Source organism: Nocardia sp. NBC_00511 (assembly GCF_045161165.1).
In the GTDB taxonomy this organism is placed as follows: domain Bacteria; phylum Actinomycetota; class Actinomycetes; order Mycobacteriales; family Mycobacteriaceae; genus Nocardia.
Map to the genome: position 1 here is coordinate 3328739 of NZ_CP107849.1, position 23915 is coordinate 3352653.

The following is a 23915-nucleotide window of genomic DNA, read 5'->3' on the forward strand; positions in this document are numbered from 1 at the left end:
GTTTACACTTTCCGAGAAACTGTATTCATTAGATACAGCTTGCTAGAATCTGTCAACGACGAGACGGAAGTTGGGCTGATGTACGATCGGGTCGTGGTTGAAGCGCCGAACTTCCAGACCGAGATGCGGCAACTCCTGCGCGAGCGGATCATCGACGCCGCGCGCCGCATAGTCGTCACCGAAGGCTGGGGTGCGGTGAACATGTCGCGGCTGGCCAAGGAGGTCGGCGTCAGCCGCCCGGTGCTCTACAAGGAATTCGACAACAAGCACGCGCTGGCCGAGGTGGTGATCGAGCAGGAGGTCGAGGTCTTCCTCACCGGCATCGCCGGGAGCCTCGCCGCGCACCCCGCCGACGTGATAGCCGGGTTGACCGAGGCGGTCGATTTCACGCTGCGCACGGGTGCCGACAACACCTTGCTCAAGGCGGTGCTCACCGGGCGATCGGCCACCGACACCACCCTGCTGCCGGTCCTGATGACCGAGCCGGAACCGGTGCTGGGACGCGCGATCACGGCGGTGACCGGGATGATTCGCAGCCAGTACACGCTGGGTGCCGTCACCGACGCCGAACTGGCCGCACTCGCGGAAACCCTGGTCCGACTGGCCCTCAGCCATCTGTTCCAGCCCACCGGGCCGATCGACCGCGCGGTCGTGCAGATCAACCGCGTGATCGTCGGCACCTTCGGGGCGACACTGGAATCGGCTGTGGCACAGCGGGACTGATCACCGCTCGAGCAGCGCCCAGGCCCAGTGCTGGGTATCGGCGTACTCGCGCATCTCGACGATGCGTCCGTCGCGGATGCGGAAGACCGCGCTGTTCTTCTGGTCGTAGGCACGCCCGGTCTTACCGGTGGCCCACGAATCCCATTCGGCGAACACCTGATTGCCCTCGCCGAACAGGTTGGTCACCCGCAGGCCGACCTCGTGCGCCGGATCCAGGTGATCGAAGGCCGTCGCCAGGAACCCGTCGATCACGGCGTCGCGCCCCTTCCAGGTCCCCGAGATCGGCAATTCCCCGCCGTACCAGCAGCTTCCATCCTCGGCCCACGAATCCAGAATGGTGGCCTGATCGCCCGCGGCCAGCGCCTCGAAGTAGCGGCGGACCACGTCCTGTGGAGCGAGTGCGGTGTTCGTCATCGTCTTGCCTCTCGTTGCCGTCTTGCTGACAACACAGAGTCAACCGTCCGCGGAGGCCCGGAACGAGGGCCGAAGCAGCCTGGTAGCGATAAGGATTGCTTATCGTCAGGTGCGGGCGAGCAGGGTTCGCACGATGCGCAGTTCGGGAATGCCGATCACACGGGCCGCCAGGAGGAACACTGCGGCGAGGGCCGCGGCGCCGACAGCGGGCGACAGCAACCGTTCCGGACTCGCGGTGGTGATCAGGTGGTGCGCGAGCGAAATCGCCAGCAGCCCAGCGATTCCCGCGCACGCCGTCGCCCACGCCACATCCCGGAACGTCGCCGCGACAGCGGAGAATCCGAGCAGGCCGTGGCGGCGGCGCAGCAGAAGGTGACCCGTGAGCGCTCCCGCCACGTACGACAGCGACCCGGAGACACCGAGCATCACGATCACCGACTGATGAGACAGGAACATCGCCGACAGCGCCACCGTGCCGACCTTGGTCGCGACCATCACCAGGTTCATCAGGGCGGGCGTGCGGGTGTCGTTGTCCGCGTAGAAGACCCGCATCTGCAGCATCACCAGCGCGAAGGGGCCGAGGCCGAAGGCCGAACACGCGACGACGGTGCCGATCAGGTGCGCGTCGGCGACACCGACCCGGCCGGTGAACACCAGCGGAGCCAGCGCGGGAACCAGCAGGATCATCGCCATGGTCACCGGGACCAGGGCGGTGGTGAGATAGCGTGCGCCCCTGGCCAGGTCCGCGAGCATGGCGGGGCGATCGCCCCGGGCGGCGGCCCGGGAGATCCTCGGCATCAGCACGGTCAGCACGGAAACCGCGAGAATGCCATACGGAACCTGGAACAGCAGATCCGCGTAGCCGCTGATGGAGACGCCGCCGTAGGCGAAGGCGATGCGCGTGGTCACGAAAACGCCGACCTGGCTGATCACGGCGTACACCAGCAGCCAGCCCAGCACCGGCACCCCGGCTCGCACCGGACGCCAGGTATAGGGCAGCGGGCGCACGCGCCAGCTCCATTCGAATCCGTTGCGGCGCAATGCCGCCACCACCCACGCCGCCTGTCCGGCGATGCCCGCGGTGGTACCGATGCCGAGGGTGAGCACCTGAGCGGTGGTCATGGTCGCGGGCGTCAGGGTGATCGGGCCGGGCAGTAGGACGAAGACGGCGCAGGTCAACAGGACGATGGCATTGTTGACCACCGGAGCCCAGGCCGCGGTGGCGAAGCTGTCGCGGACGTTCAGCACGGCTCCCGCGATCACCGTCAGGCCGTAGAAGAAGATCTGTGGCAGTAGCAGATACGCGAGCAGGGTGGTGAGATGCCGCTGCCCGGGATCGTCGACGAAGGCGCCGGCGATCAGCGGCGCGCACGCCACCGTCGCCGCCGTGATGACGGCCAGGACCAGCACGATCGCCAGCATGAGGCGCTGGGTGAACTCGCGGGAGTGCTTGCGGCCGTGGCGGCGTGCGCGGATCAGCACCGGCACCACCGCGGCGGCCAGCACACTGCCGAGCAGCAGCTCGTAGACCATGTTCGGGAAGTTGTTGGCGCCGTTGTAGGCGTCGCCGACCGCGGCGGTGCCCAGCACGGCCGCCACCGCGAGGGTCCGGGCGAATCCCGTCGCGCGGCTGACCATTCCGGCCACTGCCAGCTGGCGTCCGGCGCGTACCGCGGCATCGGGACGGGCGGACGGGTTGACGCCCTTCCATTCGACGGGCTTGCGGGGTGGTGCGATCGGCAGTGGCTGCGTGGGAAAGCTGCCGTAGTCGTGCACTGCGTCTCCCCCGGTCGGTGAACGAATTCTCTCCAAGCTACCGACCTACGCGCAACCAATGGTTGCCAATCAGCCCAGCGCGGGTTAGATTACTCGCAACCAAACGTTGCACATGGAGGAAGTTATGACCACTACAGAGTTCGGCAGCATCGAGCGGGAAATCCATGTCGACGCCTCGCCCGACATCGTGTTCGAGGTGGTGAGCAAGCCCGAGCACGTCGCGCAGTGGTGGAGTGATGACGCACGGTTCGAGGCGCGGGCGGGGGCGACCGGCGAACTGGAGTGGGGTGACGGGGCGCAGGTTACCGCGATCACCGTGGTGGATGTCGATCCGCCGCGGCTGTTCTCGTTCCGGTGGTGTGCGCCCGAGGGGGACGCTGCCGATGAGAGCAATTCGCTGCTGGTGACCTTCGAGTTGACGGCGGTCGACGGCGGGACGCGGATTCGGCTCGTGGAGACCGGATTCCGCGAAATGGGCTGGGAGGCCGCGAAACTGGAGGCCGAGTACCTCGACCACAGCAATGGCTGGAGCAAGTTCGTGCCGGACCTCGGTACCTATGTCACCGGGCTGGTAGCGGCGAAATGAGTACGGCCGTCGATGACGAGCTGTGGTCGGCGGTCGGCGATCCGACGCGGCGGCGCATGCTCGACCTGCTGCTCGGTGACGGGGGCGGGACCGCGACGAGTCTCAGTGAGCATCTCCCGGTGACGCGGCAGGCGGTGGCCAAGCATCTCGCGGTGCTCGACCGGGTCGGGCTGGTGCACGCGATGCCCGCCGGGCGGGAACGGAGATATCGGGTGGACGAGGCGCAGTTGGCGCGGGCGGTGGCACAGTTCGCCACCGTCGGTGCGGCTTGGGACGCACGGCTGCGGCGGATCAAGCGGATCGCGGAAACCATTCAGCAGCAACAGGATCGGTCCGGCGACGCGGGCTGATCGAGGTGGGCCGGGCCCGTTGCGGGTCCGGCCTACCTCGCCGCGTCGGCGGCATTGAGGACATCCAGTGCCGCCGCCTGGGTGGCGAAATTCGGTTGATCCTTGGCGATCATCGGCGGCTGCCAGCGGAACGGGTAATCGTCGATCGCGGTGTGCGGCATGGAATTCGCCTGCGTGGTGAGGAAAGTGGCGGTGGCTGCCCGGGAGCGGCCGGTGTCGAGGAGTTCCGCGTAGGCGCGCACGAACACGCCCTTGAAGGTGCCCGCGTCGTGGCATTCGGGACCGGGGCAATCGGTGGCAGAGGGTTCGGTGAGCACGCCGTTGTCGATGAACTCCGACCCGGATCGTGTTGTGGCGGTGGCGATCCGGTCGGCATCGCCCAGTAGGCCGGTGTCGCCGGTGGCCCGCGACAGCGCGACCAGGCCGCTGATCAGCTGGCCCTGGCCGTAGGTCCAGCGCTTTCCGGCGTCGACCACCACGCAGGTGTCGCCATAGCGGTCGAGGTGGTCCTCGACCAGGCCGGAGGAATCCATCAGCAGCTGCCCGGGCGGGCGGCCGAACCACTGCCAGGCGGTGCTGGCGCGGGACAGATAGCCCGCCTGTGCTTGCGGTTCCACCCGGACCGCCAACTGCGCGGTGGCAGTCAGGTAGAGCGCGTTGGTGATCGAGTTGACCTGGTCCCAAGGATGCTGTGGCGCATCGGTTCCCACCCGCGCCCAGATCAGGCCGCCGCCGCAGAACGAGGCATGCTGATCGTCGAGGGCGTCCACGATGGTGCGGGCGGCCGTCAGATAGCGGGCCTCGTGGGTCAGGTCGTAGGCGTCGATCCAGGCCAGCGCCCACCACAACTCGTCATCGTGATAGCCGGTCTGCTTGGGGACACCGGTGCGGGCGACATCGCCGTGGCGGTAGACGTCGTCGAGGTAGCCGACGTATTGGCGGTCACCGGTGCGGTGCATGTAGTCGATCAGCGCGGTCAGTGCGTTGGCGCTCTGCCAGGTGCCGCCGTCACCGGACCAGCGGCCGGTGTCGTGGTCGTAGCGGTCGATCAGGCGCTCGACGGCCCGGGTGCGGCGATCGGGGGTGGGATCGGCGGCCGAGGTCCAGCGGGTGCAGCGCACCACGGCCCGGTCATCGGCCTCGGCGCAGGCCCGCAGCAGGCCGCCCGCGTAACTCACGACGGCGGTCTCCCCCGCGATACTCGCCTCGGGAATCGTTGCGACGGTGAGCTTTCCATCAGCGACGCGGCTGCCGTCGACACTGCGATCCAGCCACACCCGATCACCGGGCCGCCCGCCGTCGATGCGGGCCGACGCACCGTCCTCCCCCGTCATCAGCGTGATGGTGCGCCACCACAGCCGCGCCTGCGGTCCCGCGCCGAACGAGTCGCCACCGGGCCGCGGCAGCAGCACCAGCGAGGCCACCACCGACAGCCCGGCCACCGCGCCGACCACGGCCCACCGGCTCCAGCTGCGTGAGGTCATCTCCGCCACGCTACCGCGCGGCGACCGAACCCCGGCTCAGCCCATGAGCTCGAACTTGCTCACCAGCTCCGGGTCGAATTCGATGCCCAGACCAGGTCGGGCCGGGATTCGCACCCGATTGCCGCCGTACTCGAGCCGGGTCTCGGGTGTGAGCAGCTTCTCGAAGTTGTAGATGCCCTTCTCCCCCGCGAAGTACTCCACGACCAGCGCGTTCGGTACCGCACCGCAGAGGTGGACGTGCAGGTTGTGATGCCAGTGCGGAGCCATCTGCGACCCGAAGGTGGCGGCGGTGGCGGCGATGCGCAGCCATTCGGTGACGCCACCCGCGACACCGGCGTCGCACTGCAGGATCGGGATGCCCGCCTCGATCAGGGGGCGGAATTCCCAGCGGGTCTGATGGATCTCGCCGGTGGCGACCGGGGTCGCGATGGTGCGCGAGAGTTCGGCGTGGCCCGCGAAGGCCTCCGGGGACAAAGGTTCCTCGAACCACCACAGTCCACGATCGCCCGCGGCGCGCTCGAAAGCGGTGATGGCGGTGCGGGCTTCGTGGACAGAGCGGTAGGCGTTGTTGGCATCCAGGGCGAGTCGGCCGGTGTCGCCGATCGCCGCGCTGGCGGCGGCCACCCGGCGGGCGTCCTCGGCCACGCTCAGCCCACCGACCTTGATCTTGTGGTCGGTGAAGCCCTGGGACGCATTGAATTCCAGTTCACGCACCACCGCCTCGGCCCAATCTCCCTCGTCCGGGCGGTAATAGCCGCCCGATGCGTAGGAGGGCAGCGAATCCGTCGAGCCGCCCAGCAGACTCACCAGCGGCAGTCCGGCGCGTTTGGCGCGCAGATCCCACAGGGCGATGTCGATCGCCGAGAGCGCCCGGATCACCGTGCCGCGGCGGCCTTCCAGGAGGGTCTCCTGAAAGGCCTTCTCCCACAGTCCCGTCACGTCATTCGGGTCCGCGCCCAGGTAGACGGGCACGAGCAGGTCCTCGGCCGCGACCTTCGCGAGCATGCCCGCGCCGGTTCCGGCATAGGTGTAGCCGACGCCGGTGACACCGTCGGAATCGGTCACCTCGACGAGCAGATAGTGGCGAACGTTCAACTCGCGGTTGGACATTCGGGTCGGCTTGTCGACCGGGACCGCTACCGCGCGGGTGCGAATGCTGGCGATGCTCATCGGAGGCTCCTGGGGGTCGCGGCGCTGCGCACCGTCTGGACGTTGGCGAATTCGGTGACGCCGTAGTGGCTCAGCTCGCGGCCGTAACCGCTGGCCTTGACGCCGCCGACGGGCAGCCGGGGATCGGATTCGGAGATCCGGTTCACGAACACGGATCCGGTGTGGATGCGCCGGGCCATTCGATCCACCGCGTCGAGGTCGGACCCCCAGATCGAACAGCTCAGGCCGTATATCGAGTCCTCGGCGGCGGTCAGCGCGGCCTCCTCCGAGGCCACCGACAGCACCGCGCCCAGGGGACCGAAGGTCTCCTCGCGGAACACCGCGGATCCGGTGTCGCGCACCTGCACCAGGGTCGGCGGGAACCACGCGCCGGGCCGGTCGTCGACGGTGCCGCCGAACAGCACCCGCGCACCCGACGCCACCGCCACATCCAGCTGGCGGCGCAGTTCGTTGCGCAGATCCGCGCGCGCCATCGGGCCGACATCGGTGCCGCGATCGGTCGGCGTGCCGTACACCAGCTTGCCCAGTTCGGTGACCATCGCCTCGACGAACTCGCCGAAGATGCCGCGCTGCACGATGATTCGCTTGGCGGCGATACAGCTCTGGCCGGTGTTGAGGAAACGGGAACGCACCGCCGCGGCAGCAGCCGCCGACACGTCCGCGTCCTCGAGCACGATGAACGGGTCCGAACCACCCAGTTCCAGCACCGATTTCTTGACCGACTGCCCTGCTGCCGCCGCTACCTGAGCACCCACCCGATTGCTACCGGTGAAGGCCACTCCGGCGATGACGGGATGCTCGATCAAGGGTGACACCCGGTGCGGCGGCAGCACCACGTGGGTGAGCACGCCGTAGCCGAACACCTCGTCGAACAGCGACTGCAGCACCCGCGCGCAGCCGGTCACATTGTCGGCGTGCTTGAGCACCACCGCGTTGCCGACCGCGATCGCGGGCAGCATCGCCCGGATCACCTGCCAGAACGGGTAATTCCACGGCATGATCGCCAGCAGCACGCCCAGCGGGCGCAGTCGCACCTCGGCGGTGTCGGGGGCGACGTCGACGCGCTGCGGGGTGAGCAGCTCGGCCATGTGGTCGGCGTAGTACTCACACGCCGCCACGCACTTGTCGATCTCGGCCCAGGACTGGGTGATCGGCTTGCCCATCTCCACGGTGATCAGCAGGCCGAGATCCTCACGGCGGGTGCGCAACAGCTCGGCCAGCAGCCGGAAGTTGCCGATGCGGTCGGCGATGTCGCTGTCGCCGTGCACCTTCACCGCGGTGTGCGCGCGCCGCAGCCGCAACTCGAGTTCGCGATCGGAGGTGAAGCGGTAGGTGTCGAGGGTACGACCGGTGGTGGGGTCGACAGTGCCGATCACAGCAGCACCTCCACCGGCGCCGCGATGCGGGCGCACAGCCAGTCCTGGAAGCGGCGGCCGAGGATCACCGGATCCTCCAGCAGCTTGGGCACATCCGAGGCATTGCCCACCTCGATGTGCACGTGCAGCAGCACCGGGCCCGGCAGCTCCAGGGCGGCAGCGACGGCCGCGGTCAGCTCGACCGGATCGCTGGCGCGCCGCACCGTCCAGCCGCTCGCCTCGGCCAGCATGCCCAGATCGATGGTGTCGGCGTAGGTGGGCAGGTTGGCGGTCGCGCCGTAGACGGCATTGTCGAGCAGCACCATCACCAGCTTGTCGGGACGCAGGAACCCGCCCGTGGGCAGCACATTCGGGTTCATCAGCAGGGATCCGTCACCTTCGATGGTGATCACCTTCGGCACCGGGGTGTCCGCGATCCCCAGGGCCACACCGGTACCCACCGAACCGGCCAGCCCCATCGCGTCGAGGAGATACAGGTGATTGGGCCGGTCCGCGACCGCCGCCAGCTCCCGGCTGGAGGCCGCGCAGGTGACCACCACCGGTAGGTCGGGCGTGAGGTCGGCGAGCACCCGCAGGGCATCGATACGCCGCATGATCAGGCCGCCTTTCCATCGGTGTTCCAGAAGTGGGCGAGCACGATCGCCGGGCGGAAGGTCATCCGGGCATGCACACCGGCCTCGGTTACCACCGCCTCCCAATCCGAAACCCCACTGCGCCTGTCGATTTCGAAAACCTGCAGGCCCAGGTCCCGCAGCAGGGCGGGCGCGTACTGGCTGAAGGTGTGGATCATCGAGTTGTATTCGCCGAGCCCGCCGCGGGTGTTCGCCACGATCAGCAGCGGCAGGTGGTAGGCGAGGTTGAAGGTGGTGAGCGCGGTCAGCGCATTGCCGAAACCGTTGTCCTGCATGACGATCGCGCCGAGCTTACCGGTCAGCGGGAGCGCGCCGAGCACGCCGGCGGCCTCCTCTTCGCGAGAGAGCGGGAAGACGGTGCGCGAGCGACCGTCCGCGCCACCGCTGGTTTCCACCAGGGCCGAGATGACGGGCGCGACGCTGACCGAGGGAACGTATCCGACCAGATCGACCTGCGCCGCCCAGATCCCCCGCGCGACCGACGCCGCATATGAATTGGGGTCCACAGCTTGTCCTTTCACAGGGACCGACTGCCGTGTGGCAGTTCACTATCCGTCAACAACATACTAATGAAGGTGAGTAGCATGCAACTGATTGATAGAAGTTAGCCAGCAGATCGGAAGGGGCCGGACCCTCAGTAGCTGATCTGCTCGCCCTCGGGCAACGACACGGCCACCCAGCGCCGCCACTCGGCCACCAGGCCGCGGTCGTTCTCACTGGAATGCGCGACCAGCAGATCACCCGAACGCACCAGATGCAGGCGCATCGCGCGCTCGGCGGCCGCGCCGTCGCGCTTCAGCAGCGCGTCCACGATCGCCCAGTGATCGCGCAGCGCCGTCTCCACCGGCTGATACCGGGGCACACTGTGCCGTCCGTCCAGGGTCAGCGTCTGGCGCAGTTCGCGAACCATCTTGGCCAGCCGCACATTTCCGCTCGCCTGCAGGATGAGTTCGTGCAGGCGCTCATCGGCGGCGAAGTACTCCGCGCCGCCGTCGGCGAGCCGCTCCATGATCCGGTACTCGGTCAGCATGGCCTCGTCGTCGCGGCTGGTCATCACCGCGGCGGCACTGCGGCACGCGGGCGGTTCCAGCAGCACCCGCAGACTGCACAGGTCCACGATGCCGCGGCCGTCCTGACCCACCACCCGCGCGCCCCGATTGCGTTCGATGCGCACCAGGCCCAGATCCGCCAGCCGCAGCAGCGCCTCGCGCACGGGAGTCCTTGACGCACCGAACATTTCACCGAGTTCGCGCGAGGAGTAGAGAATGCCGCGCTCCAGCCGCCCCTGCCGGATCGCGTCACGAATCTCCTCCGCGATCAGCTCGGACTTGCTGTCAGCTGGTGCATCCTGCGACACGAGACCTCTTCGGGGGCGAACGACGACCGATCGCCCGCGGCGGGTCGCCACGGGCGATTGCCCAGCCTAATCGGTTGCGCGAGGAACTCCTACGCGCCCACGCCGGGTGCCGGTTCGACCCCCGCCACCGCGACGCGCCCCGCTCGGGACCGCATCGCCAGCGCCGCCAGCACCCCGAAGGCGGCCACGTTCGCGAAGATCATCACGCCCATCGACAGACCGGTATCGCCGTGCGAGGCGTCCTGGATCCAGCCGAAGGCATACGGGCTGACGAACCCGGCGGCATTGCCCAGCGAGTTGATCAGCGCGATGCCGCTGGCCGCGCCCACCCCGGCCAGATACGAGGTCGGCACCGCCCAGAACAGCGGCTTGGCGGTCTGCGCGGCCATGGTGGCCACCGTGATGCCCGCGAAAGCGATTGCCGGGACCGCCAATTCGGCCGCCGTCAGCACGAACGCCACCACCGAGATGCCCAGTGCGATCAGCACCGGTTTGGCCGAGCGCTCGTCGCGCACCCGGCGGCCCGCGATATACATGGCGATGGCCGCGAGCAGGAACGGCACCGCCGAGAGCCAGCCCACCTGCAAACTGCTGAGCCCGTGCCCGGCCTTCTTGATCACCGACGGCATCCAGTAGGTCAGCGGATAGGCCCCGCACAGCAGCAGGAAGTAGGCCAGACACAGCGCGATCACCCTTCGATCGCGCAGCGCGCCCCGGTGCCCGACCGGGGCGGCCACCGCGCGCTCGGCGTCCTCGGCCGCGAGAACACCGGTGAGCCAGGCCTTTTCGCTGTCGTTGAGCCAGCGCGCCCGCTCCGGGGACTCGGTCAGCATCAGGAAGAACGCCACGCCCAGCACGATCGCCGGGACACCGCCGACCACGAAGACCCAGCGCCAGCCCGACAGGCCCAGCGCACCGTCGAAGGAGTCCAGGATCCAGCCGTTGAGCGGGCCGCCGATCACGCTGGCGATCGGGATCGCCACCATGACCGTCGAAATCACCTTGGTGCGCTGGGCATTCGGATACCAGCGGGTCAGGTAGACGATGATGCCGGGGAAGAAGCCCGCCTCGGCGACGCCGAGCAGGAAGCGCAGTACGCACACGGTGGTGAAGTTGGGTGCGAAGGCGGTCGCGGCCGCGATCACGCCCCAGGTCACCAGGATCCGGCTGAGCCAGACCCGCGCGCCCACCTTGGTCATGATGATGTTGCTGGGTACCTCCGCCAGGATGTAGCCGACGAAGAAGACGCCCGCCACGAAGCCGTACTGGGTGGCGCTGAGGCCGAAGGCCTTGTCCATCCCGAACTTCGCGAAGCCGATATTGATCCGGTCCACGTAGCTGACGATGTATCCGACCATCAGCAGTGGTACCAGCCTCAGCGTCACTTTCCGCAGGACGCTCGCACCGAAGGGCGAATCTTCCGGCCGGAGAACGACTCTGTCCATCTTTCCTCCACATGGACCTAGATCAGGCAGCCACTCAGAGGCGTGGCATGCCTTTCAGAATGAGTAGCATGCTACTCATTCTGTGACGGGGCCCACAAGACCCATTTCCCGCCAACCTCACCCGGGGGCGCGCGCGGGATAGTCTCAGTCGCGCGCCGCGGCGAGCATGCGTTCCTTGCCCGCCAGTACGTGCGCCTCCATCAGCGCTCCGGCGCGCTCGACCTCCCCCGCCGCCAGGCAATCGATGATCTCGGTGTGCTGGGTGTTCGAAACATGGCGGGCCGCATCGGTTTCCAGGCCGTGCCGTCGGAACAGGTGCAGCTCCTTGGACACCGCGTCGTAGAGCTCGATCAGGCGCGGATTGCCGGTGAGCCCCAGCAGTTCCCGATGCAGGTCCACGTTGCCGGGGTAGTACTCGTCCATCCGGGCCTCGACCTCGGCGAGCGAGTCCACCCGCGCGCGCAGTGCCGCCACCTCCCCGGCGGTCACCCGGGCGGCCGCCAAGCGTCCGGCCAGCCCGAACAGGCTCGCGCGGATGTCGTAGAGCTGGGCGGCCTCCTCGACGGAGATCTCGCGTACGAACATGCCACGGTTGGTGCGGAATTCGACCAGGCGGCTGCGCTCGAGCTGACGGCACGCCTCACGCACCGGGCCGCGACTCACGCCCAGCCGTAGCGCCAGCGACGACTCGTTGATCCGGTCGCCACCCGTCAGCACGCCGTCGATGATCATGCGCTCGAGTTCCTCGACGATCAGCTGTGGCAGTGAACTGGCCTGACGTTCGGCCAGGCGCTGCTGCAGCGCCGTCATCATCTCGGGGTCGTGGGCCATGGGGTTCCCTTCCGGCTCGCCGCGCAAATGAACCGCATTATGACCGGCCAAATTGTCGATTGCAAATCGTTGACAGTTGACAATCGCCGCGCGCATGCTCGGTCCACCGGCGGACCAGTCACCAGGTTCCCCGGAAAGCCAAGGGAGGCTTGCGATGAGGATCAAGGACATTCGCGCCAGCGTGCACACCACCTCCATCGAGGTGCCGCTGCTCGACGGACGGGTGCGCGGCTACGGCCGCGAGGAACAGAAGAACTTCGTGTTCTGCGAGGTGGAGACCGACGAGGGACTGACCGGGGTCGCGGTCACCGGGCACTTCCTGGCGCACGCCGTGGTCGTCGCCCTCGAACGGCACTTCCTTCCGGCCGTGCTCGATCTGGACCCGCGCGAGATCGAGGCCGTGCATCAGCGGATCTGGCAGCGGATCAACCCGCGCACCATGACCGGCGTGGTGTCCAGCGCGCTGTCACTGCTCGATATCGCGCTGTGGGACATCAAGGGCAAGGACGCCGGGCGCTCGGTGGCCAGCCTGCTCGGTGGGGCACGCACCGAGGTGCCGGTATACGTCACGTTCGGGTTCCCGCAGTACGACCGCGAAACCCTCTCAGCCGCCGCGCGATTGCATGTCGACCAGGGTTTCAGCGCACTCAAACAGGTTGTCGGCGTTGATGATCGGGGCTGGCGCGAGGACGCCGCCCGGGTGCACGCGGTCCGTGCGGCGGTCGGCGACGACATCGACCTCATGATCGACGCCAACTACCTGTTCACGCCCGTCGACGCGGCCATGCTGTGCCGCGAGATCGAGGACGACCGGCTGACCTGGTTCGAGGAACCGTTGCAGCAGAACGACGCTCGCGCCCTGGCCGACCTGCGCGCCCACACCCGGATCCCGATCGCCGCCGGGCAGATGGAGGGACATCGGTGGCGGCTGCGCGAACTCGTCGAACGCGGCGCGGTCGACATCCTGCAACCAAATGCCTGCTACTGCGGCGGCTTCACCGAACAGCGCAAGGCCGCCCACCTCGCCCAGATCTACAACCTGCCGCTCGCGCACGGCGGCGGCTGGCCGCTGTTCAACCTGCACGCGCTGGCCGGACTCATGAACGGGTGGCTGCTGGAATGGCATGTCGGGATGGCCCAGGTCGGGCAACTGCTGTTCCCGGATTCACCGCGACCGGTCAACGGCCGCATCACGGTTCCCGACCGCCCCGGGCTCGGCCTGAGCGTGGACCGCGACGCGTTGCGCGACACCCTCGTCACCGAAGCATGAGCGGGCGGCGAGTGACATGGACATCCTCGGCACCGAGAGCCTGCCGTCCACCGCGCAGGCCCGGCCGAAACCCCGCTGGCTGCAACTGATCACGAGCACCAGTCTCCAGGTGCTCGTCGCGGCGATCGCCGCCGCCGTATTCGGCATCACCGCACCGCATTACGCGGCCGGACTGCAACCCTTGGCGACCGTCTTCATCTCGCTGGTGCAGCTTGTCATCGCGCCGATTGTGTTCCTGGTCATCGTGACCGGGATCGTGACGGCGGGAGAACTGAAGTCGGTGGGGCGCATCGCGCTCAAGACCCTGCTGTACTTCGAGATCGTCACCACCATCGGGATGCTGCTGGGGCTCGCCGCCGTCAACCTGCTGCATCCCGGCCGCGGCGTGCACAAGCCCGCGCACGCCTCCGATCAGCTCTCCACCTATGTCAGCGCCGATCAGCACAACACGTCGCTGACCGGGTTCCTGGCGAAGATGGTGCCCAGCAACGCGGTCGGTGCGTTCGCCACCGGCGGCGTGCTACAGGTGCTGATCTTCGCGGTGCTGTTCGCGATCGCGGTGCTCGGACTGCCGAAGACCGTGTCGGAGCCGATCATTCGCGGCTGCACCACGCTCAGCACCGTGTTCTTCCGGATGATCGCGGTCATCATGCTGTTCGCGCCGATCGGCACCTTCGGGGCGGTCGCCTCGACCGTCGGGAAGAACGGGTCGCAAACCCTCACGGCGCTGGTGAAATTGGTGCTGGTGTCGGTGCTGGCGCTGCTGGTGTTCATCGCCCTGGTGCTGGGTCTGGTGGCGCGGCTGGCCGGATTCTCGCTGCTGCGGCTGATCCGGGTGCTGCGCAAGGAACTGCTGGTGGTGCTGGGCACCGCGTCTTCGGAAGCCGTTGTGCCCCAACTGATGGAACGCCTGGAATCGGTCGGCTGCCGGCGCAAGGTGATCGGCCTGGTGGTGCCCGCGGGGTTCTCGTTCAACCTCGACGGGGTCGCGGTGGTGGTGCCCATCTGCGTCATCTTCATCGGGCAGGTGTACGGCGTGCCGATGACCCTGACCGACCAGCTCACCGTGTTCGCGCTGTTCCTGGTGCTGTCGAAGGGCACCGCCGGGATCTCCGGGTCGGCGTTCGTCACCCTCGCCAATACCGTCGCGGCCACCGCCCTGGTCCCCATCGCCGGTCTGGCCCTGGTGCTTTCGGTGGACCGGTTCCTGTCCATGGCCCGCGCCGCCACCAATGTGCTCGGCAACGCCGTGGCCACCGTCGTGGTCGCGCGCTTCGAACCCGACGGCATCGACCGCGGCGTCGCCGCCCGCGTGCTCGGCATGACGCCGGGCAAAACCTGTGTCCCCGAACAACCCTGAGGAATCCCATGCCACGCATCACCGCCATCCACGAGGGCACCGTCGCCATCAGCTCCGCCATGAGCAACGCGTTCATCGACTTCAGCGCCATGGATTGCTCCATCGTCGCCGTCGTCAGCGATGTCGTGCGCGACGGCGAACCCGTCGTCGGCTACGGCTTCAACTCCAACGGCCGCTACAGCGCCGGAGAGATCCTGCGCCGCCGCGTGATTCCGCGCCTGCTCGCCGCCGATCCCGACGATCTGGTCACCGCCGACGGCGCGGCCGTCGACCCGGAACGTGCCTGGGAGGTCATGACCCGCAACGAGAAACCCGGCGGGCACGGCGAACGCTCGGTCGCCGTCGGCGTCGTCGACATGGCACTGTTCGACCTCGCCGCCAAACTCGCCGGGCTGCCGCTGCACCGGTGGCTCTCGCAGCACTACGACCTCGGCGCGCCGGATCCGGACGTATTCGTCTATGCGGCAGGCGGTTACTACGCGCCGGGGAAAGACCTACCGCAGCTGCAGGACGAGGTGCGGGAGTTTCTCGCGCAGGGTTACGACGTCGTCAAAATGAAAATCGGCGGCGCGGATCTGGCCACCGATATCAAACGGGTCGAAGCGGTGCTGGACGTGCTCGACGGTGACGGTTCCCGACTCGCCGTGGACGCCAATGGCCGTTTCGATCTCACCACCGCGCTCGCGTACGGCGAAGCGCTGGAACCGTATCGGCTGCGCTGGTTCGAAGAACCCGGTGACCCTTTGGATTTCGCGCTGCACGCCACCCTGGCCGAACACTATTCCGGCGCGCTCGCGACCGGGGAGAATCTGTTCTCCCACACCGACGCTCGCAATCTGCTGCGCTATGCCGGGATGCGGCCCGATCGCGACATCCTGCAATTCGATCCGGTCCTCGGCTACGGGCTCGTGGAATACCTGCGGATTCAGGACCTCCTTCGGCAGCGCGGCTGGTCGGCACGGCGTTGCATTCCCCACGGCGGTCATCAATTCGCGTCGCATATCGCCGCCGCCCTGCACCTGGGCGGCAACGAGTCCTATCCCGGGGAATTCCAGCCCACGGGCGGATTCGCCGATGACGCGGTGATCGCGCACAGTCGGCTCACCCTGTCCGAGAGCCCTGGAATCGGCTTCGAGGACAAGGCCGCGCTCTACCGGGTGTTCCGGGCACTGCACGCCTGAGCGCACCCCGCCCGGGTCACCGCGACCCAGCTCAGCTGGTACGGACGTAGTTCAGGCGACGACTGCTCTGATCCAGCGAGGTGAACGTGGTGACCTGGGTACCCGGCGCGGCGCACACGAAGGCCGTGCTCTTGACCATCGAGGTGGCATTGGCGATGCGGGCGATGTCCTCGCCCTTGTCGGACAGCCGCAGCGCGGCGGTGAATCCGCCGGTGGGAATCACCGCGTAAATGCCCTCGCCGGTACCGAATCGCACGCTGTGGAACGTGATGCCGCCGCCCTCGTCGAATTGCAGTGAATTCTGCGGATCGCCCTCGGCGGTGAACCCGCCGCGAAAGTCGGTGAAGTTGGTGCCACAGCCCGCGATGGCGGACCCGGAGGGCGCCTGCGCCACCATCGCGGCACCGCCCACGACAACCATCGCCACCGCCACCGCGATTCTCGAACCCGGCCCTGCCATACCGCTCCCTCCCAGCAATGAAATTAAGCAAGCAGTGAACAACACCGGCGACCCCGGAGTGTGAAGACACGCCCGGTCGGTATCGAAAAGTGTTCCGGCAGCGGCGACAAGGTCTTCCGAGGCCACACCGGGACGACACTCTGAAAACGATTCATTCCGCTGTTGTGAATCCTTGCGTCACAGCCCAATTCAATCCTGTATTGACACGATGCCCCGGTCACGACATTCCGAACACCCGCAGATGCCACGAATTGCATTGAGCTGGTTGTAGCGTCACTGCCATGACACGAAAGAAACTAACCGGTGTGCTCGTCGGAGGCTTCGTTTGTGCCGCCCTGCTGACCATGACCCCATCCGCCGCGTATGGCTCGGGTGAGATCGGCGGACCGGCCGCTCCCGCACCCGGAGCCCCCGCCAACACACCCGCCGGCGTCGTACCCGAACGCATCGTTCCCGTCCCCGCCGCACCCGGCGGCACCCCCGGCGCGGCCCCCGGCCCCGGCGCGGGCATGCTCTGCCCGACCCCCTGATCCATTTCCGGCATCGCTTCGCATGTCACTCCGATAAGGGCCCACCAAGCGGACAACGAAAGAGACCGGGCCCGAACCGCACTCGATGCGGTCCGGGCCCGGTCTTTTGCCGTCTCCGGAGTACGGCGGTCAGGCCGCCGCGGCCTTGGACAGTCGCAGATAGGTGGAGGTGGGATCGTCGGTGTCGACCACCAGCCGGGTGAGGCTGCCCCCGGCCAGGTCGATCTGCAGGGCACTGCCCTCGAAACGGGTGTCCCAGAACTCCTTACGACCCTTGCCGCGGAAGATACCGGCGGCGATCACACCGGGTAGGAAGGTGCCCGGAGCGCGCACCCACGGTGGGCGCAGATCGACCGGGGCCATCGTGATCCTGGCGACCTGGGACATGTCGAAGACCACGTTCTCACGCAGGGCCAACAGGCGATGGGTTCCGGTGATATGCACCGTCACAGTGGTTCCGGTGACCTCGAACTCGACCATTACGCACCTCGCACTTCTCGCCGTATGCCAACGAGATCCACAGTGCCGGGTGCGTCTGGCCGTAGCCTGAGCGTTTCCTTGCTTTTCCCTCTCAGGTTTCCCGGATCAGTCCACGGGCAGGGTGAGGCCGTCCTCGGCGGCCTTCGCGGCCACCTCGGCGGGGAAGATATTGCGGAACAGGTACAGGTCGCGGCCCAGCTTCCAGCCCGGCGCGAGCGCGACCGCGTAGCGCTCGAAGTAGCCGAGCTGCTTGCCCATCAGCATCAGCTGCTGCGGGCCCGACGCGCCGCGGCGCTTGCCGAACTCGAGCAGCCGCGCCGACACCAGGCCCAGGTCGAGCTTGTCGAGGCTGCCCGAGAGCACCGGGCCCAGCGCCACCGCGAGCTGCCGTCCGATGGTGGCGTCGTCGCCGCTGTCGTCGGCGACCAGGTCCAGTTTGCGCAGCGCGCGGGCCACCGGACGGAAGTCGTTGTCGATGGAGCTGGCGTAGAACAGGGCGCGCACGAACTCGCGCCACTCCGTCTCCATCCGGCCGACGATGCCGAAATCGAGCATGGCCACCCGGCCGTCCTCGAGCAGCCACAGGTTGCCCGCGTGCACGTCACCGTGGAAGAGCCCGTGCACCGCAACCGATTCCATCCACGCCTTCACCAGCCGCCGGATCAGCAGCTCCGGTTCGGGATGGGCGTCGCGGATGTCGTCGAAGCGGTCCAGCGGCATGCCGCGCATCCGCTCCATGCACAGCACGCGCGGGGCGCAGTACTCCCAATACACCTCGGGCACGGCCACATTGGTGTTGTCGCCGAAGGCCACCAGGTGCTCGCGGGCCCGGCTCTGGTTCTCGGCCTCGATGAGGAAGTTCAGTTCGGCGACGGTGGCCTCGTACAGATCCCGCACCACCGCTTGGGTATTGGCGACCCGCGCGTTCTCCGAGCGCTTCTCCAGGGTGCGCGCCAGCCGCATGGCCGCGCGCAGATCCACGATCATCCGGCGCGCGATCTCGGGGCGCTGCACCTTCACCACCGCGGGGCGGCCGCCGGGCAGCACGCAGGCGTGCACCTGGGCGATCGACGCCGCCGAGAGCGGCTTGTCGTCGAATTCGAGGAACAGCTCCGAGATCGGCTTGCCGAGATCGGCCTCCACGATGGCGCGCGCGTCGGCGCCCGGGAAGGGCGGCACATCGTCGAGGCAGCGCAGGCAGGCGTCGGCCAGCTCACGCGGGAACGCACCCGGCGAGGAGGCGATGAGCTGACCCAGCTTCACGAACATCGGGCCCAGCGTCTCGAAGCCGTTCACCACGCCCTCGGCGGCGGCACGCTTGCGTTTGGACGGCCGCAGGCCACCTCGCAGCACACTGCTCACCACCGAGCCGCCGAGTACCGCGCCGACGGCAGCGGTGCGCCGTAACTCGGAGAACCCGAACGTATCGAGATCCGGCCTGATCACCTCGGGCGTCCCCGCTCGCACAGTCATAGGTGAGCTCACGGGCCGCAGTGTATCCCCCAGTCGAGGCGGAAGTAGCAATGGCCGCACCGGTTCCGATACACGAATGGCAGCCGATCCCGGCTGTGACCGGCGGCACAGGTTACCCGGGCGTTCACTGGTTAGGAACCGGGTGCTCACGGTACCGTGCATGGTCGGGCCGCGATCCGGCTCGACCGGGTCGGCATCGGACCTGAATAGCTGAAGTCGGAAAGGCAAGACCTAAGTAATGACGGGTACAGCGGAAAAGCTGGCGGAACTGCGCAAGCTCCTGGAGATCGCCGAAGAACCCACCGGTGAAAAGGGACTCCAGAAGCGGCTTGCGAAGGGCATTCCCAGCGCCCGAGAACGGGCGCACATGCTGCTGGACCCGGGCAGCTTCGTCGAGATGGGCGCGCTGATGCGCCAGCCCGGCAACCCCAACGCTTACTACGGCGACGGCGTGGTCACCGGTCGCGGCACCATCGACGGCCGCCCGGTCGTGGTGATCTCGCACGACCCGACCGTGTACGGCGGTTCGGTCAGCGAGATGTTCGGCCGCCGCGTGCGGCTGGTGATGGAGTTCGCCTACAACAACGCCTGCCCGGTGGTCTGCATCAACGACTCCGGCGGCGCGCGCATCCAGGACGGCGTCACCTCCCTGGCCTGGTACGCCATCATGTGCCGGCTGCAGGAGGACCTGTCGGGCTACGTGCCGATGGTCGCGGTCATGCTCGGCAAGTGCGCGGCCGGCTCGGTGTACGGACCCATCAACATGGATGTCCTGGTGGCGACCGAGGATTCGTACATGTTCGTCACCGGCCCGGAGGTGATCAAGGCCGTCACCGGTTCGGTGGTCACCGCCGAGGAGCTGGGCGGGGCGCGCGCGCTCGAGCAGAACGGCACCGTGCACCACGTCGCGAAGACCGAGAGCGACGCCTTCACCTGGGTGCGGGACTACCTGAGCTACCTGCCGACCAGCTGCCTGGAAGCGCCGCCGGTGGTCAACCCGGGCCTCGAGCCCGAGCTCACCGACACCGACCGCGAGCTCGACAAGCTCATGCCGGACGCCGACAAGACCGGCTACGACATGCACGAGGTCCTGCTGCGCATCTTCGACGACGGCGCGTTCCACGAGCTCGGGGCCAAGACCTCGGAGAATCTCATCACCGGGTTCGCGCGTGTCGACGGCCTGCCGGTCGGCGTGGTCGCCAATCAGCCGATGGCGCTGGGCGGTGCGCTCGACGCCGCCTGCTCCGACAAGGCCGCGCACTTCATCCGGCTCTGCGACGCCTTCAACATCCCGCTGGTGTACGTGGTGGACACCCCGGGTGTGCTGCCGGGCGTGGACGAGGAACGCAACCACGTGATCAAGCGTGGCGGGCGCATGTTCCGCGCGCTGATCGAGGCCACCGTGCCGATCGTCACCATCGTGACGCGCAAGGCGTACGGCGGCGGCTACGCGGTGATGGGCTGCAAGCAGCTCGGCGCGGATATCGCGCTGGCCTGGCCGACCGCCCGGCTCGCGGTGATGGGCGCGGAGTCGATGATCCCGATCGTCGGCAAGCGGCAGCTCGAGGCGGCCCCGCCGGAACAGCGGGAAGCCGTGCGGCAGAACATGATCGACTTCTACAACGCCACCGTCGCCACCCCGTGGACGGCGGCCGAGCGCGGGTACATCGACGCGGTCATCGAACCGTCGGCCACCCGCCTGGAGATCCGCAAGGCGCTGCGGCTGCTGCGCGACAAGGACGCCGTGCGCAAGTCGAACCCGCGCAAGCACAACCTGTTCCCCATGTGACCGCAACCCGTTGCCCGGGCGGGGCTTTCGATGCGGTGCGTCGAAAGCCCCACTCCGGCACGGGATCACCTCAGCATTCGTCGGGCGCGGGGATGCCCTGGAGTCGTTGATCCAGCCATGCCAGTGATTCCGGATAGCCGGTGAACGCGGCGATGAAGTGCTCGCCGAGCACGTGCCGGTAGACGGCGCGCACCCCGAGGGCGCACTGCTCGTTGTAGAGGTTCTCCGCACCCACCGCGGGCACCCAGAACTCCTGATCGCCGTTGAAGATGTACAGCGGCACAGCAGATTTCATGCCGTCCATCCGCGTGACCGAGTAGATCTGGTGCGCGAGTGGACTGTCGAGCGGGTCGGGGATGTTCGAGAGCACGTCGATGGGCAGCAGCAGCGCGCCCGGCGTCGCGAAGGTCTCACTGCATTCGCTGTTGATCGACGAGGTCGCCACCCACTGGGCAAGATTGTTCATGGCCGCCAGGATTTCCGGGCGTTCGCGGCCGATGCCGAAGACCGCGCCCATGAACACCCCGGACGCCAGGTTGGCGTTCATGCTGTGCGCCAGCAGCGAGAAGTCCGCGGGCACACCGCCCATGGCCGCACCGACCACCAGGTTGTCGAGTTCGGGGGCGTAGGAGTCCATCAGCTTCACCGCGCCGTTGGTGGCGATGGCTCCGCCGGAGTAGCCGATCATGCCGAATCTACTGTCGGACAGCTCATCCGGGTATTGATTGCGCACCGCGCGAATGGCGTCGAGAATCGCGTGCCCGGCCACCACCGGCTCGGCGTAGGCCATCCGCGGGCCCTCGTGGTCGGTGATCAGCACCCCGTAGCCGCGCGCCAGCGCCAGCTGCGTGGTCGGTTGCAGGTAGCCGGTGAGCTCGGCGGCACGCGTGATCCCGTGCGTCAGTGTGTAACTCGGATTGCACTTGCGGCCCAACGCGTCGATCGGCAGGTTGTTGACCACGATCGGCCGCTCCCCCGGGCCGGTCCAGTCTCCGGCGGGCAGCACCAGGCTGGCGATGGCGTAGGAGGGCTTGTCCTGAGAGTCGCTGGTGCGGTACTTCAGTTGCAGCACCTGGCGGACCGGCAGCACCATCTCACCCCCGGCGAAGGCGGTGATGTCGCGGGTCTCCACGATCGCGCCGTTGTCGAGCGCGTCGAGGCCGTCGGGCCAGTCGTCGACGAACGGGTCGCCGATGGCGGCGGGCATGGCCGCCGAGCGCAGCGCCGCCAATTCCGGTGTCAGATCCGCCGTGTCGACCAGGGGCGAGTCCGGAGCCGCCGGGGCCAGCGCCGGGTGGGGCACCACCTCGTCGATCCACTTCTGGAAGTCCGGCAGCGAAATGCCGGGCGGCGGGCCGGGATTCGGCGTCGGAAGCGCGGGTTGGGCGAATCCCGGTCCCGCACCGGGGCCCAGGACCATCAAGCAGCCGATCATCAAGGTACCGGCGAGGTTTCGCAGGCAGCGCAGCACAGCAACCCCCACAAATCTGTAGTCGGTGGCCCGGGCATACTCATCTCGAGGGCCCGAGCGTACGACCGGGCGAGCGCCCGACACTCCCGAGTGGTCTGTTCGAAGCCACATCGAGACCGGTCCGTGGCCGGGGGTCGCAGCCACGTTGCCTGCGGGTCGCAAACGCCCTGTCAGCGCCGCATTCCGGACCTCACGAGCGCTTGGACATCACCATGTCCAATTGCGCGTTGCTGATCTGGCGGCCCGCGTTCGACACCGAAGTGACCATGCAGCTGCCGAAAGAGCCCACCCGGTCGAACAAAGTCGCCACGCCGACGGCCGTGCCGTGCTCGCTGAAGTGGCTGTCGGCCTCCACGCCGATCTCGTAGCCCGCCGGTAGCCGTGAAAGGCCGAGCGTCATATCGGTATTGATGAACCCGATGCCCTTGTCACCCCAGTTGGTCATCATGCTGGTGGCCTCGGCGACCACCGAGACCCGCACGAACGGCGAGAGCTCCTCGCCGGTGATCACCCGGATCGGGTTCTGCCAGGTGCGTTTGCGGCTGTTGTTCTCGTGTTCGGTCGGCACCGAGGACCAGGCGGTCATCTCGGTATCGCTGCCGAACAACGGAATCTGCGGCAGCGGCGAGGTGGGTGCGCGTTGCGGCGTCGGCGGCCGCGGTTCCCGCTCGCGGCGCCACAGCTCCCCTGGCGGCTGTTCGGCGGGCTGCAGCAGTACCGCGGTCGCCCGGGCGGCCATCGCGCCCTCCTGCATCACGCTGACATCGGCCACTCGGATCCGGCGGCCGTCACGCACCCGCACCGTGGGGGTGGTGGTGTGCGCGAAGCGGGCGGCACGGAACAGATCGACCGTGAGGCGCACCGGCACGAATCCCTCGGTGGCGTGCGCCCTTTCCAGTTCCCGGGCCAGCAGGCCGGTCAGCGCGGGCCCGACCACCTGCGCCGAGGACCACTGACTGGCCGCGTAGCCGGTCGGATAGAAGCCGCCGTCGACCTCATCGAAATATGCGGGCACGTCTACCACGGCACCGGCTCCCATCCACTCAGGTTGATCGATCCACCGTTTCCAGGCCTAACATACGAGCGGAGGCCGATCCAATCCGGCACCCACTGACCGGTCCCGGCCCCGGGGTGTCAGGTCCCCTGCGCCGAGACGGTTAGCGTGGCCGCAGACGGGTAAGCCATCCCAATGGTCCGCACCATCGGCCGCCAGCTCGACACCCTCTCCTCCGTGGTGAAAACGCTACTGGCCAATGACATTCCGGGCGCCGTCGGCGGCGCCTGTGCGGTCTATGCCCGCGGCGGGCCACTGCCGGACGGCTACTCGGCCGTCCAGGTGCTGCTGCGCCCGGCTGACGCACCGCGGGCACGGGCCGCGCTGCTCGGGACCGGGCTGCGCGCACCGGACGCGGCCGACGAGAGCCGAATCCTGCTCTACGACCGCGATGTCCGGGTCGATCTGCTCTTCCGCCCCAATGGGCAGGAGGTGAGCGCGGAGTTGCTGGCCCGCGCCGATCGACTACCTGTCGGGCGGATCGAGGCGCCGGTGGTGACGGTCGCCGATCTGCTCATCGGGGAACTGCTGGTGCTCGATCCGCACCGGGTCGATTTCACCCGGCTGCTGCACATCGCACGGGAATTACGGGCCCAGGTGGATTGGCCACGGGTGCATGCCGAGACGGCCGCCTCGCCCTACGCCCGCGCCTTTCTCGGGCTGCTGGACGACCCCGGTATCACCGCGCAGAAAGGATCTTGAA

24 protein-coding genes are annotated in these 23915 nt (G+C 67.9%); 9 read left to right on the forward strand and 15 right to left on the reverse strand.

Annotation, left to right across the window (positions count from 1 at the left end; all coding sequences use genetic code 11):
* Positions 1 to 93 precede the first annotated feature (93 nt).
* Positions 94 to 723 (forward strand): TetR family transcriptional regulator, encoded by a 630-nt coding sequence (locus tag OG300_RS15725; RefSeq protein ID WP_405496548.1) that lies wholly within the window; start codon positions 94 to 96, stop codon positions 721 to 723.
* Here the strand turns inward: OG300_RS15725 and OG300_RS15730 are convergent, their stop codons facing one another.
* Together OG300_RS15730 and murJ are read right to left on the reverse strand one after the other, a co-directional pair.
* On the reverse strand, positions 724 to 1137 hold the full coding sequence (locus tag OG300_RS15730) for a nuclear transport factor 2 family protein (RefSeq protein WP_405496550.1): 414 nt from the start codon (positions 1135 to 1137) through the stop codon (positions 724 to 726).
* Positions 1138 to 1242: 105 nt separating this feature from the next.
* Complete coding sequence (murJ, locus tag OG300_RS15735) at positions 1243 to 2913, reverse strand: murein biosynthesis integral membrane protein MurJ (RefSeq protein WP_405496552.1); 1671 nt, start codon at positions 2911 to 2913, stop codon at positions 1243 to 1245.
* A gap of 124 nt (positions 2914 to 3037) precedes the next feature.
* Between murJ and OG300_RS15740 the strand changes: the two genes are divergently transcribed.
* Positions 3038 to 3499, forward strand: coding sequence for an SRPBCC family protein (locus OG300_RS15740; RefSeq protein WP_405496554.1), 462 nt, complete (start codon positions 3038 to 3040; stop codon positions 3497 to 3499).
* Positions 3496 to 3849 (forward strand): ArsR/SmtB family transcription factor, encoded by a 354-nt coding sequence (locus OG300_RS15745; protein WP_405496556.1) that lies wholly within the window; start codon positions 3496 to 3498, stop codon positions 3847 to 3849. Before OG300_RS15740 ends, OG300_RS15745 begins: the two co-directional genes overlap by 4 nt.
* Before the next feature lie 32 nt (positions 3850 to 3881).
* On the opposite strand, the gene OG300_RS15750 is transcribed toward OG300_RS15745, so the two are convergent.
* The 8 genes from OG300_RS15750 to OG300_RS15785 form a co-directional block, all read right to left on the reverse strand.
* Positions 3882 to 5333 carry a glycoside hydrolase family 76 protein gene (locus OG300_RS15750; RefSeq protein WP_405496558.1) on the reverse strand — a complete coding sequence of 484 codons (1452 nt, stop codon included), beginning with the start codon at positions 5331 to 5333 and terminating at the stop codon, positions 3882 to 3884.
* 36 nt (positions 5334 to 5369) lie between these two features.
* Positions 5370 to 6503: a mandelate racemase/muconate lactonizing enzyme family protein gene (locus tag OG300_RS15755; protein ID WP_405496560.1), complete on the reverse strand. Its 1134-nt coding sequence runs from the start codon at positions 6501 to 6503 to the stop codon at positions 5370 to 5372.
* A complete protein-coding gene (locus tag OG300_RS15760; protein ID WP_405496562.1) occupies positions 6500 to 7879 on the reverse strand; it encodes an aldehyde dehydrogenase family protein in 1380 nt (459 codons plus the stop codon). Before OG300_RS15760 ends, OG300_RS15755 begins: the two co-directional genes overlap by 4 nt.
* The gene (locus tag OG300_RS15765) at positions 7876 to 8472 is read right to left on the reverse strand and encodes a thiamine pyrophosphate-dependent enzyme (protein ID WP_405496564.1); all 597 of its coding nucleotides are present in this window, start codon (positions 8470 to 8472) and stop codon (positions 7876 to 7878) included. Before OG300_RS15765 ends, OG300_RS15760 begins: the two co-directional genes overlap by 4 nt.
* Positions 8473 to 8474: 2 nt before the next feature.
* Positions 8475 to 9017, reverse strand: a complete 543-nt coding sequence (locus OG300_RS15770) for a thiamine pyrophosphate-binding protein (RefSeq protein ID WP_405496566.1) — start codon at positions 9015 to 9017, stop codon at positions 8475 to 8477.
* Positions 9018 to 9145: 128 nt separating this feature from the next.
* On the reverse strand, positions 9146 to 9868 hold the full coding sequence (locus tag OG300_RS15775) for a GntR family transcriptional regulator (RefSeq protein WP_405496568.1): 723 nt from the start codon (positions 9866 to 9868) through the stop codon (positions 9146 to 9148).
* Between the two features lie 89 nt (positions 9869 to 9957).
* Complete coding sequence (locus OG300_RS15780) at positions 9958 to 11253, reverse strand: MFS transporter (RefSeq protein ID WP_405496570.1); 1296 nt, start codon at positions 11251 to 11253, stop codon at positions 9958 to 9960.
* 204 nt (positions 11254 to 11457) lie between these two features.
* Positions 11458 to 12144 carry an FCD domain-containing protein gene (locus tag OG300_RS15785; protein WP_405496572.1) on the reverse strand — a complete coding sequence of 229 codons (687 nt, stop codon included), beginning with the start codon at positions 12142 to 12144 and terminating at the stop codon, positions 11458 to 11460.
* A 154-nt stretch (positions 12145 to 12298) separates the two neighbouring features.
* On the opposite strand from OG300_RS15785, the gene OG300_RS15790 reads away from it, so the two are divergent.
* Genes OG300_RS15790 through OG300_RS15800 form a run of 3 tightly spaced genes read left to right on the forward strand, consistent with a single transcriptional unit; the run spans position 12299 to position 15955 of the window.
* Entirely contained in the window at positions 12299 to 13414 is a 1116-nt protein-coding gene (locus tag OG300_RS15790; protein WP_405496574.1) for a mandelate racemase/muconate lactonizing enzyme family protein, read from the forward strand.
* Between the two features lie 16 nt (positions 13415 to 13430).
* On the forward strand, positions 13431 to 14774 hold the full coding sequence (locus tag OG300_RS15795) for a cation:dicarboxylate symporter family transporter (protein WP_405496576.1): 1344 nt from the start codon (positions 13431 to 13433) through the stop codon (positions 14772 to 14774).
* A gap of 8 nt (positions 14775 to 14782) precedes the next feature.
* Positions 14783 to 15955, forward strand: coding sequence for a mandelate racemase/muconate lactonizing enzyme family protein (locus tag OG300_RS15800; RefSeq protein ID WP_405496578.1), 1173 nt, complete (start codon positions 14783 to 14785; stop codon positions 15953 to 15955).
* 31 nt (positions 15956 to 15986) lie between these two features.
* On the opposite strand, the gene OG300_RS15805 is transcribed toward OG300_RS15800, so the two are convergent.
* Positions 15987 to 16415, reverse strand: coding sequence for a hypothetical protein (locus OG300_RS15805; RefSeq protein ID WP_405496580.1), 429 nt, complete (start codon positions 16413 to 16415; stop codon positions 15987 to 15989).
* A gap of 281 nt (positions 16416 to 16696) precedes the next feature.
* Here OG300_RS15805 and OG300_RS15810 point away from each other — a divergent pair, with 281 nt between their 5' ends.
* On the forward strand, positions 16697 to 16945 hold the full coding sequence (locus tag OG300_RS15810; protein ID WP_405496582.1) for a hypothetical protein: 249 nt from the start codon (positions 16697 to 16699) through the stop codon (positions 16943 to 16945).
* Between the two features lie 129 nt (positions 16946 to 17074).
* On the opposite strand, the gene OG300_RS15815 is transcribed toward OG300_RS15810, so the two are convergent.
* On the reverse strand, positions 17075 to 17425 hold the full coding sequence (locus OG300_RS15815) for a hypothetical protein (RefSeq protein WP_405496584.1): 351 nt from the start codon (positions 17423 to 17425) through the stop codon (positions 17075 to 17077).
* A gap of 105 nt (positions 17426 to 17530) precedes the next feature.
* Positions 17531 to 18898: an ABC1 kinase family protein gene (locus OG300_RS15820; protein WP_405498569.1), complete on the reverse strand. Its 1368-nt coding sequence runs from the start codon at positions 18896 to 18898 to the stop codon at positions 17531 to 17533.
* Positions 18899 to 19136: 238 nt separating this feature from the next.
* Here OG300_RS15820 and OG300_RS15825 point away from each other — a divergent pair, with 238 nt between their 5' ends.
* Positions 19137 to 20687 carry an acyl-CoA carboxylase subunit beta gene (locus tag OG300_RS15825; RefSeq protein ID WP_405496586.1) on the forward strand — a complete coding sequence of 517 codons (1551 nt, stop codon included), beginning with the start codon at positions 19137 to 19139 and terminating at the stop codon, positions 20685 to 20687.
* Between the two features lie 70 nt (positions 20688 to 20757).
* Here OG300_RS15825 and OG300_RS15830 read toward each other — a convergent pair whose 3' ends face one another.
* Both OG300_RS15830 and OG300_RS15835 read right to left on the reverse strand, forming a co-directional pair.
* Positions 20758 to 22107: a lipase family protein gene (locus tag OG300_RS15830; RefSeq protein ID WP_405498570.1), complete on the reverse strand. Its 1350-nt coding sequence runs from the start codon at positions 22105 to 22107 to the stop codon at positions 20758 to 20760.
* 241 nt (positions 22108 to 22348) lie between these two features.
* Positions 22349 to 23197 carry an acyl-CoA thioesterase domain-containing protein gene (locus OG300_RS15835; protein WP_405496588.1) on the reverse strand — a complete coding sequence of 283 codons (849 nt, stop codon included), beginning with the start codon at positions 23195 to 23197 and terminating at the stop codon, positions 22349 to 22351.
* Between the two features lie 150 nt (positions 23198 to 23347).
* On the opposite strand from OG300_RS15835, the gene OG300_RS15840 reads away from it, so the two are divergent.
* Positions 23348 to 23914 (forward strand): hypothetical protein, encoded by a 567-nt coding sequence (locus OG300_RS15840; RefSeq protein ID WP_405496590.1) that lies wholly within the window; start codon positions 23348 to 23350, stop codon positions 23912 to 23914.
* Position 23915: the final 1 nt, after the last annotated feature.

What these genes read in the sequence shown, in the direction of transcription:
- OG300_RS15820 (WP_405498569.1), bottom strand. Translation starts at nt 18,898, where the DNA reads ATGACTGTGCGAGCGGGGACGCCCGAGGTGATCAGGCCGGATCTCGAT.
- OG300_RS15815 (WP_405496584.1), bottom strand. Translation starts at nt 17,425, where the DNA reads ATGGTCGAGTTCGAGGTCACCGGAACCACTGTGACGGTGCATATCACC.
- OG300_RS15830 (WP_405498570.1), bottom strand. Translation starts at nt 22,107, where the DNA reads ATGGTCCTGGGCCCCGGTGCGGGACCGGGATTCGCCCAACCCGCGCTT.
- OG300_RS15795 (WP_405496576.1), top strand. Translation starts at nt 13,431, where the DNA reads ATGGACATCCTCGGCACCGAGAGCCTGCCGTCCACCGCGCAGGCCCGG.
- OG300_RS15800 (WP_405496578.1), top strand. Translation starts at nt 14,783, where the DNA reads ATGCCACGCATCACCGCCATCCACGAGGGCACCGTCGCCATCAGCTCC.
- OG300_RS15755 (WP_405496560.1), bottom strand. Translation starts at nt 6,503, where the DNA reads ATGAGCATCGCCAGCATTCGCACCCGCGCGGTAGCGGTCCCGGTCGAC.
- OG300_RS15790 (WP_405496574.1), top strand. Translation starts at nt 12,299, where the DNA reads ATGAGGATCAAGGACATTCGCGCCAGCGTGCACACCACCTCCATCGAG.
- OG300_RS15810 (WP_405496582.1), top strand. Translation starts at nt 16,697, where the DNA reads ATGACACGAAAGAAACTAACCGGTGTGCTCGTCGGAGGCTTCGTTTGT.
- OG300_RS15835 (WP_405496588.1), bottom strand. Translation starts at nt 23,197, where the DNA reads ATGGGAGCCGGTGCCGTGGTAGACGTGCCCGCATATTTCGATGAGGTC.
- OG300_RS15765 (WP_405496564.1), bottom strand. Translation starts at nt 8,472, where the DNA reads ATGCGGCGTATCGATGCCCTGCGGGTGCTCGCCGACCTCACGCCCGAC.
- OG300_RS15805 (WP_405496580.1), bottom strand. Translation starts at nt 16,415, where the DNA reads ATGGCAGGGCCGGGTTCGAGAATCGCGGTGGCGGTGGCGATGGTTGTC.
- OG300_RS15745 (WP_405496556.1), top strand. Translation starts at nt 3,496, where the DNA reads ATGAGTACGGCCGTCGATGACGAGCTGTGGTCGGCGGTCGGCGATCCG.
- OG300_RS15750 (WP_405496558.1), bottom strand. Translation starts at nt 5,333, where the DNA reads ATGACCTCACGCAGCTGGAGCCGGTGGGCCGTGGTCGGCGCGGTGGCC.
- OG300_RS15825 (WP_405496586.1), top strand. Translation starts at nt 19,137, where the DNA reads ATGACGGGTACAGCGGAAAAGCTGGCGGAACTGCGCAAGCTCCTGGAG.
- OG300_RS15840 (WP_405496590.1), top strand. Translation starts at nt 23,348, where the DNA reads ATGGTCCGCACCATCGGCCGCCAGCTCGACACCCTCTCCTCCGTGGTG.
- OG300_RS15785 (WP_405496572.1), bottom strand. Translation starts at nt 12,144, where the DNA reads ATGGCCCACGACCCCGAGATGATGACGGCGCTGCAGCAGCGCCTGGCC.
- OG300_RS15740 (WP_405496554.1), top strand. Translation starts at nt 3,038, where the DNA reads ATGACCACTACAGAGTTCGGCAGCATCGAGCGGGAAATCCATGTCGAC.
- OG300_RS15730 (WP_405496550.1), bottom strand. Translation starts at nt 1,137, where the DNA reads ATGACGAACACCGCACTCGCTCCACAGGACGTGGTCCGCCGCTACTTC.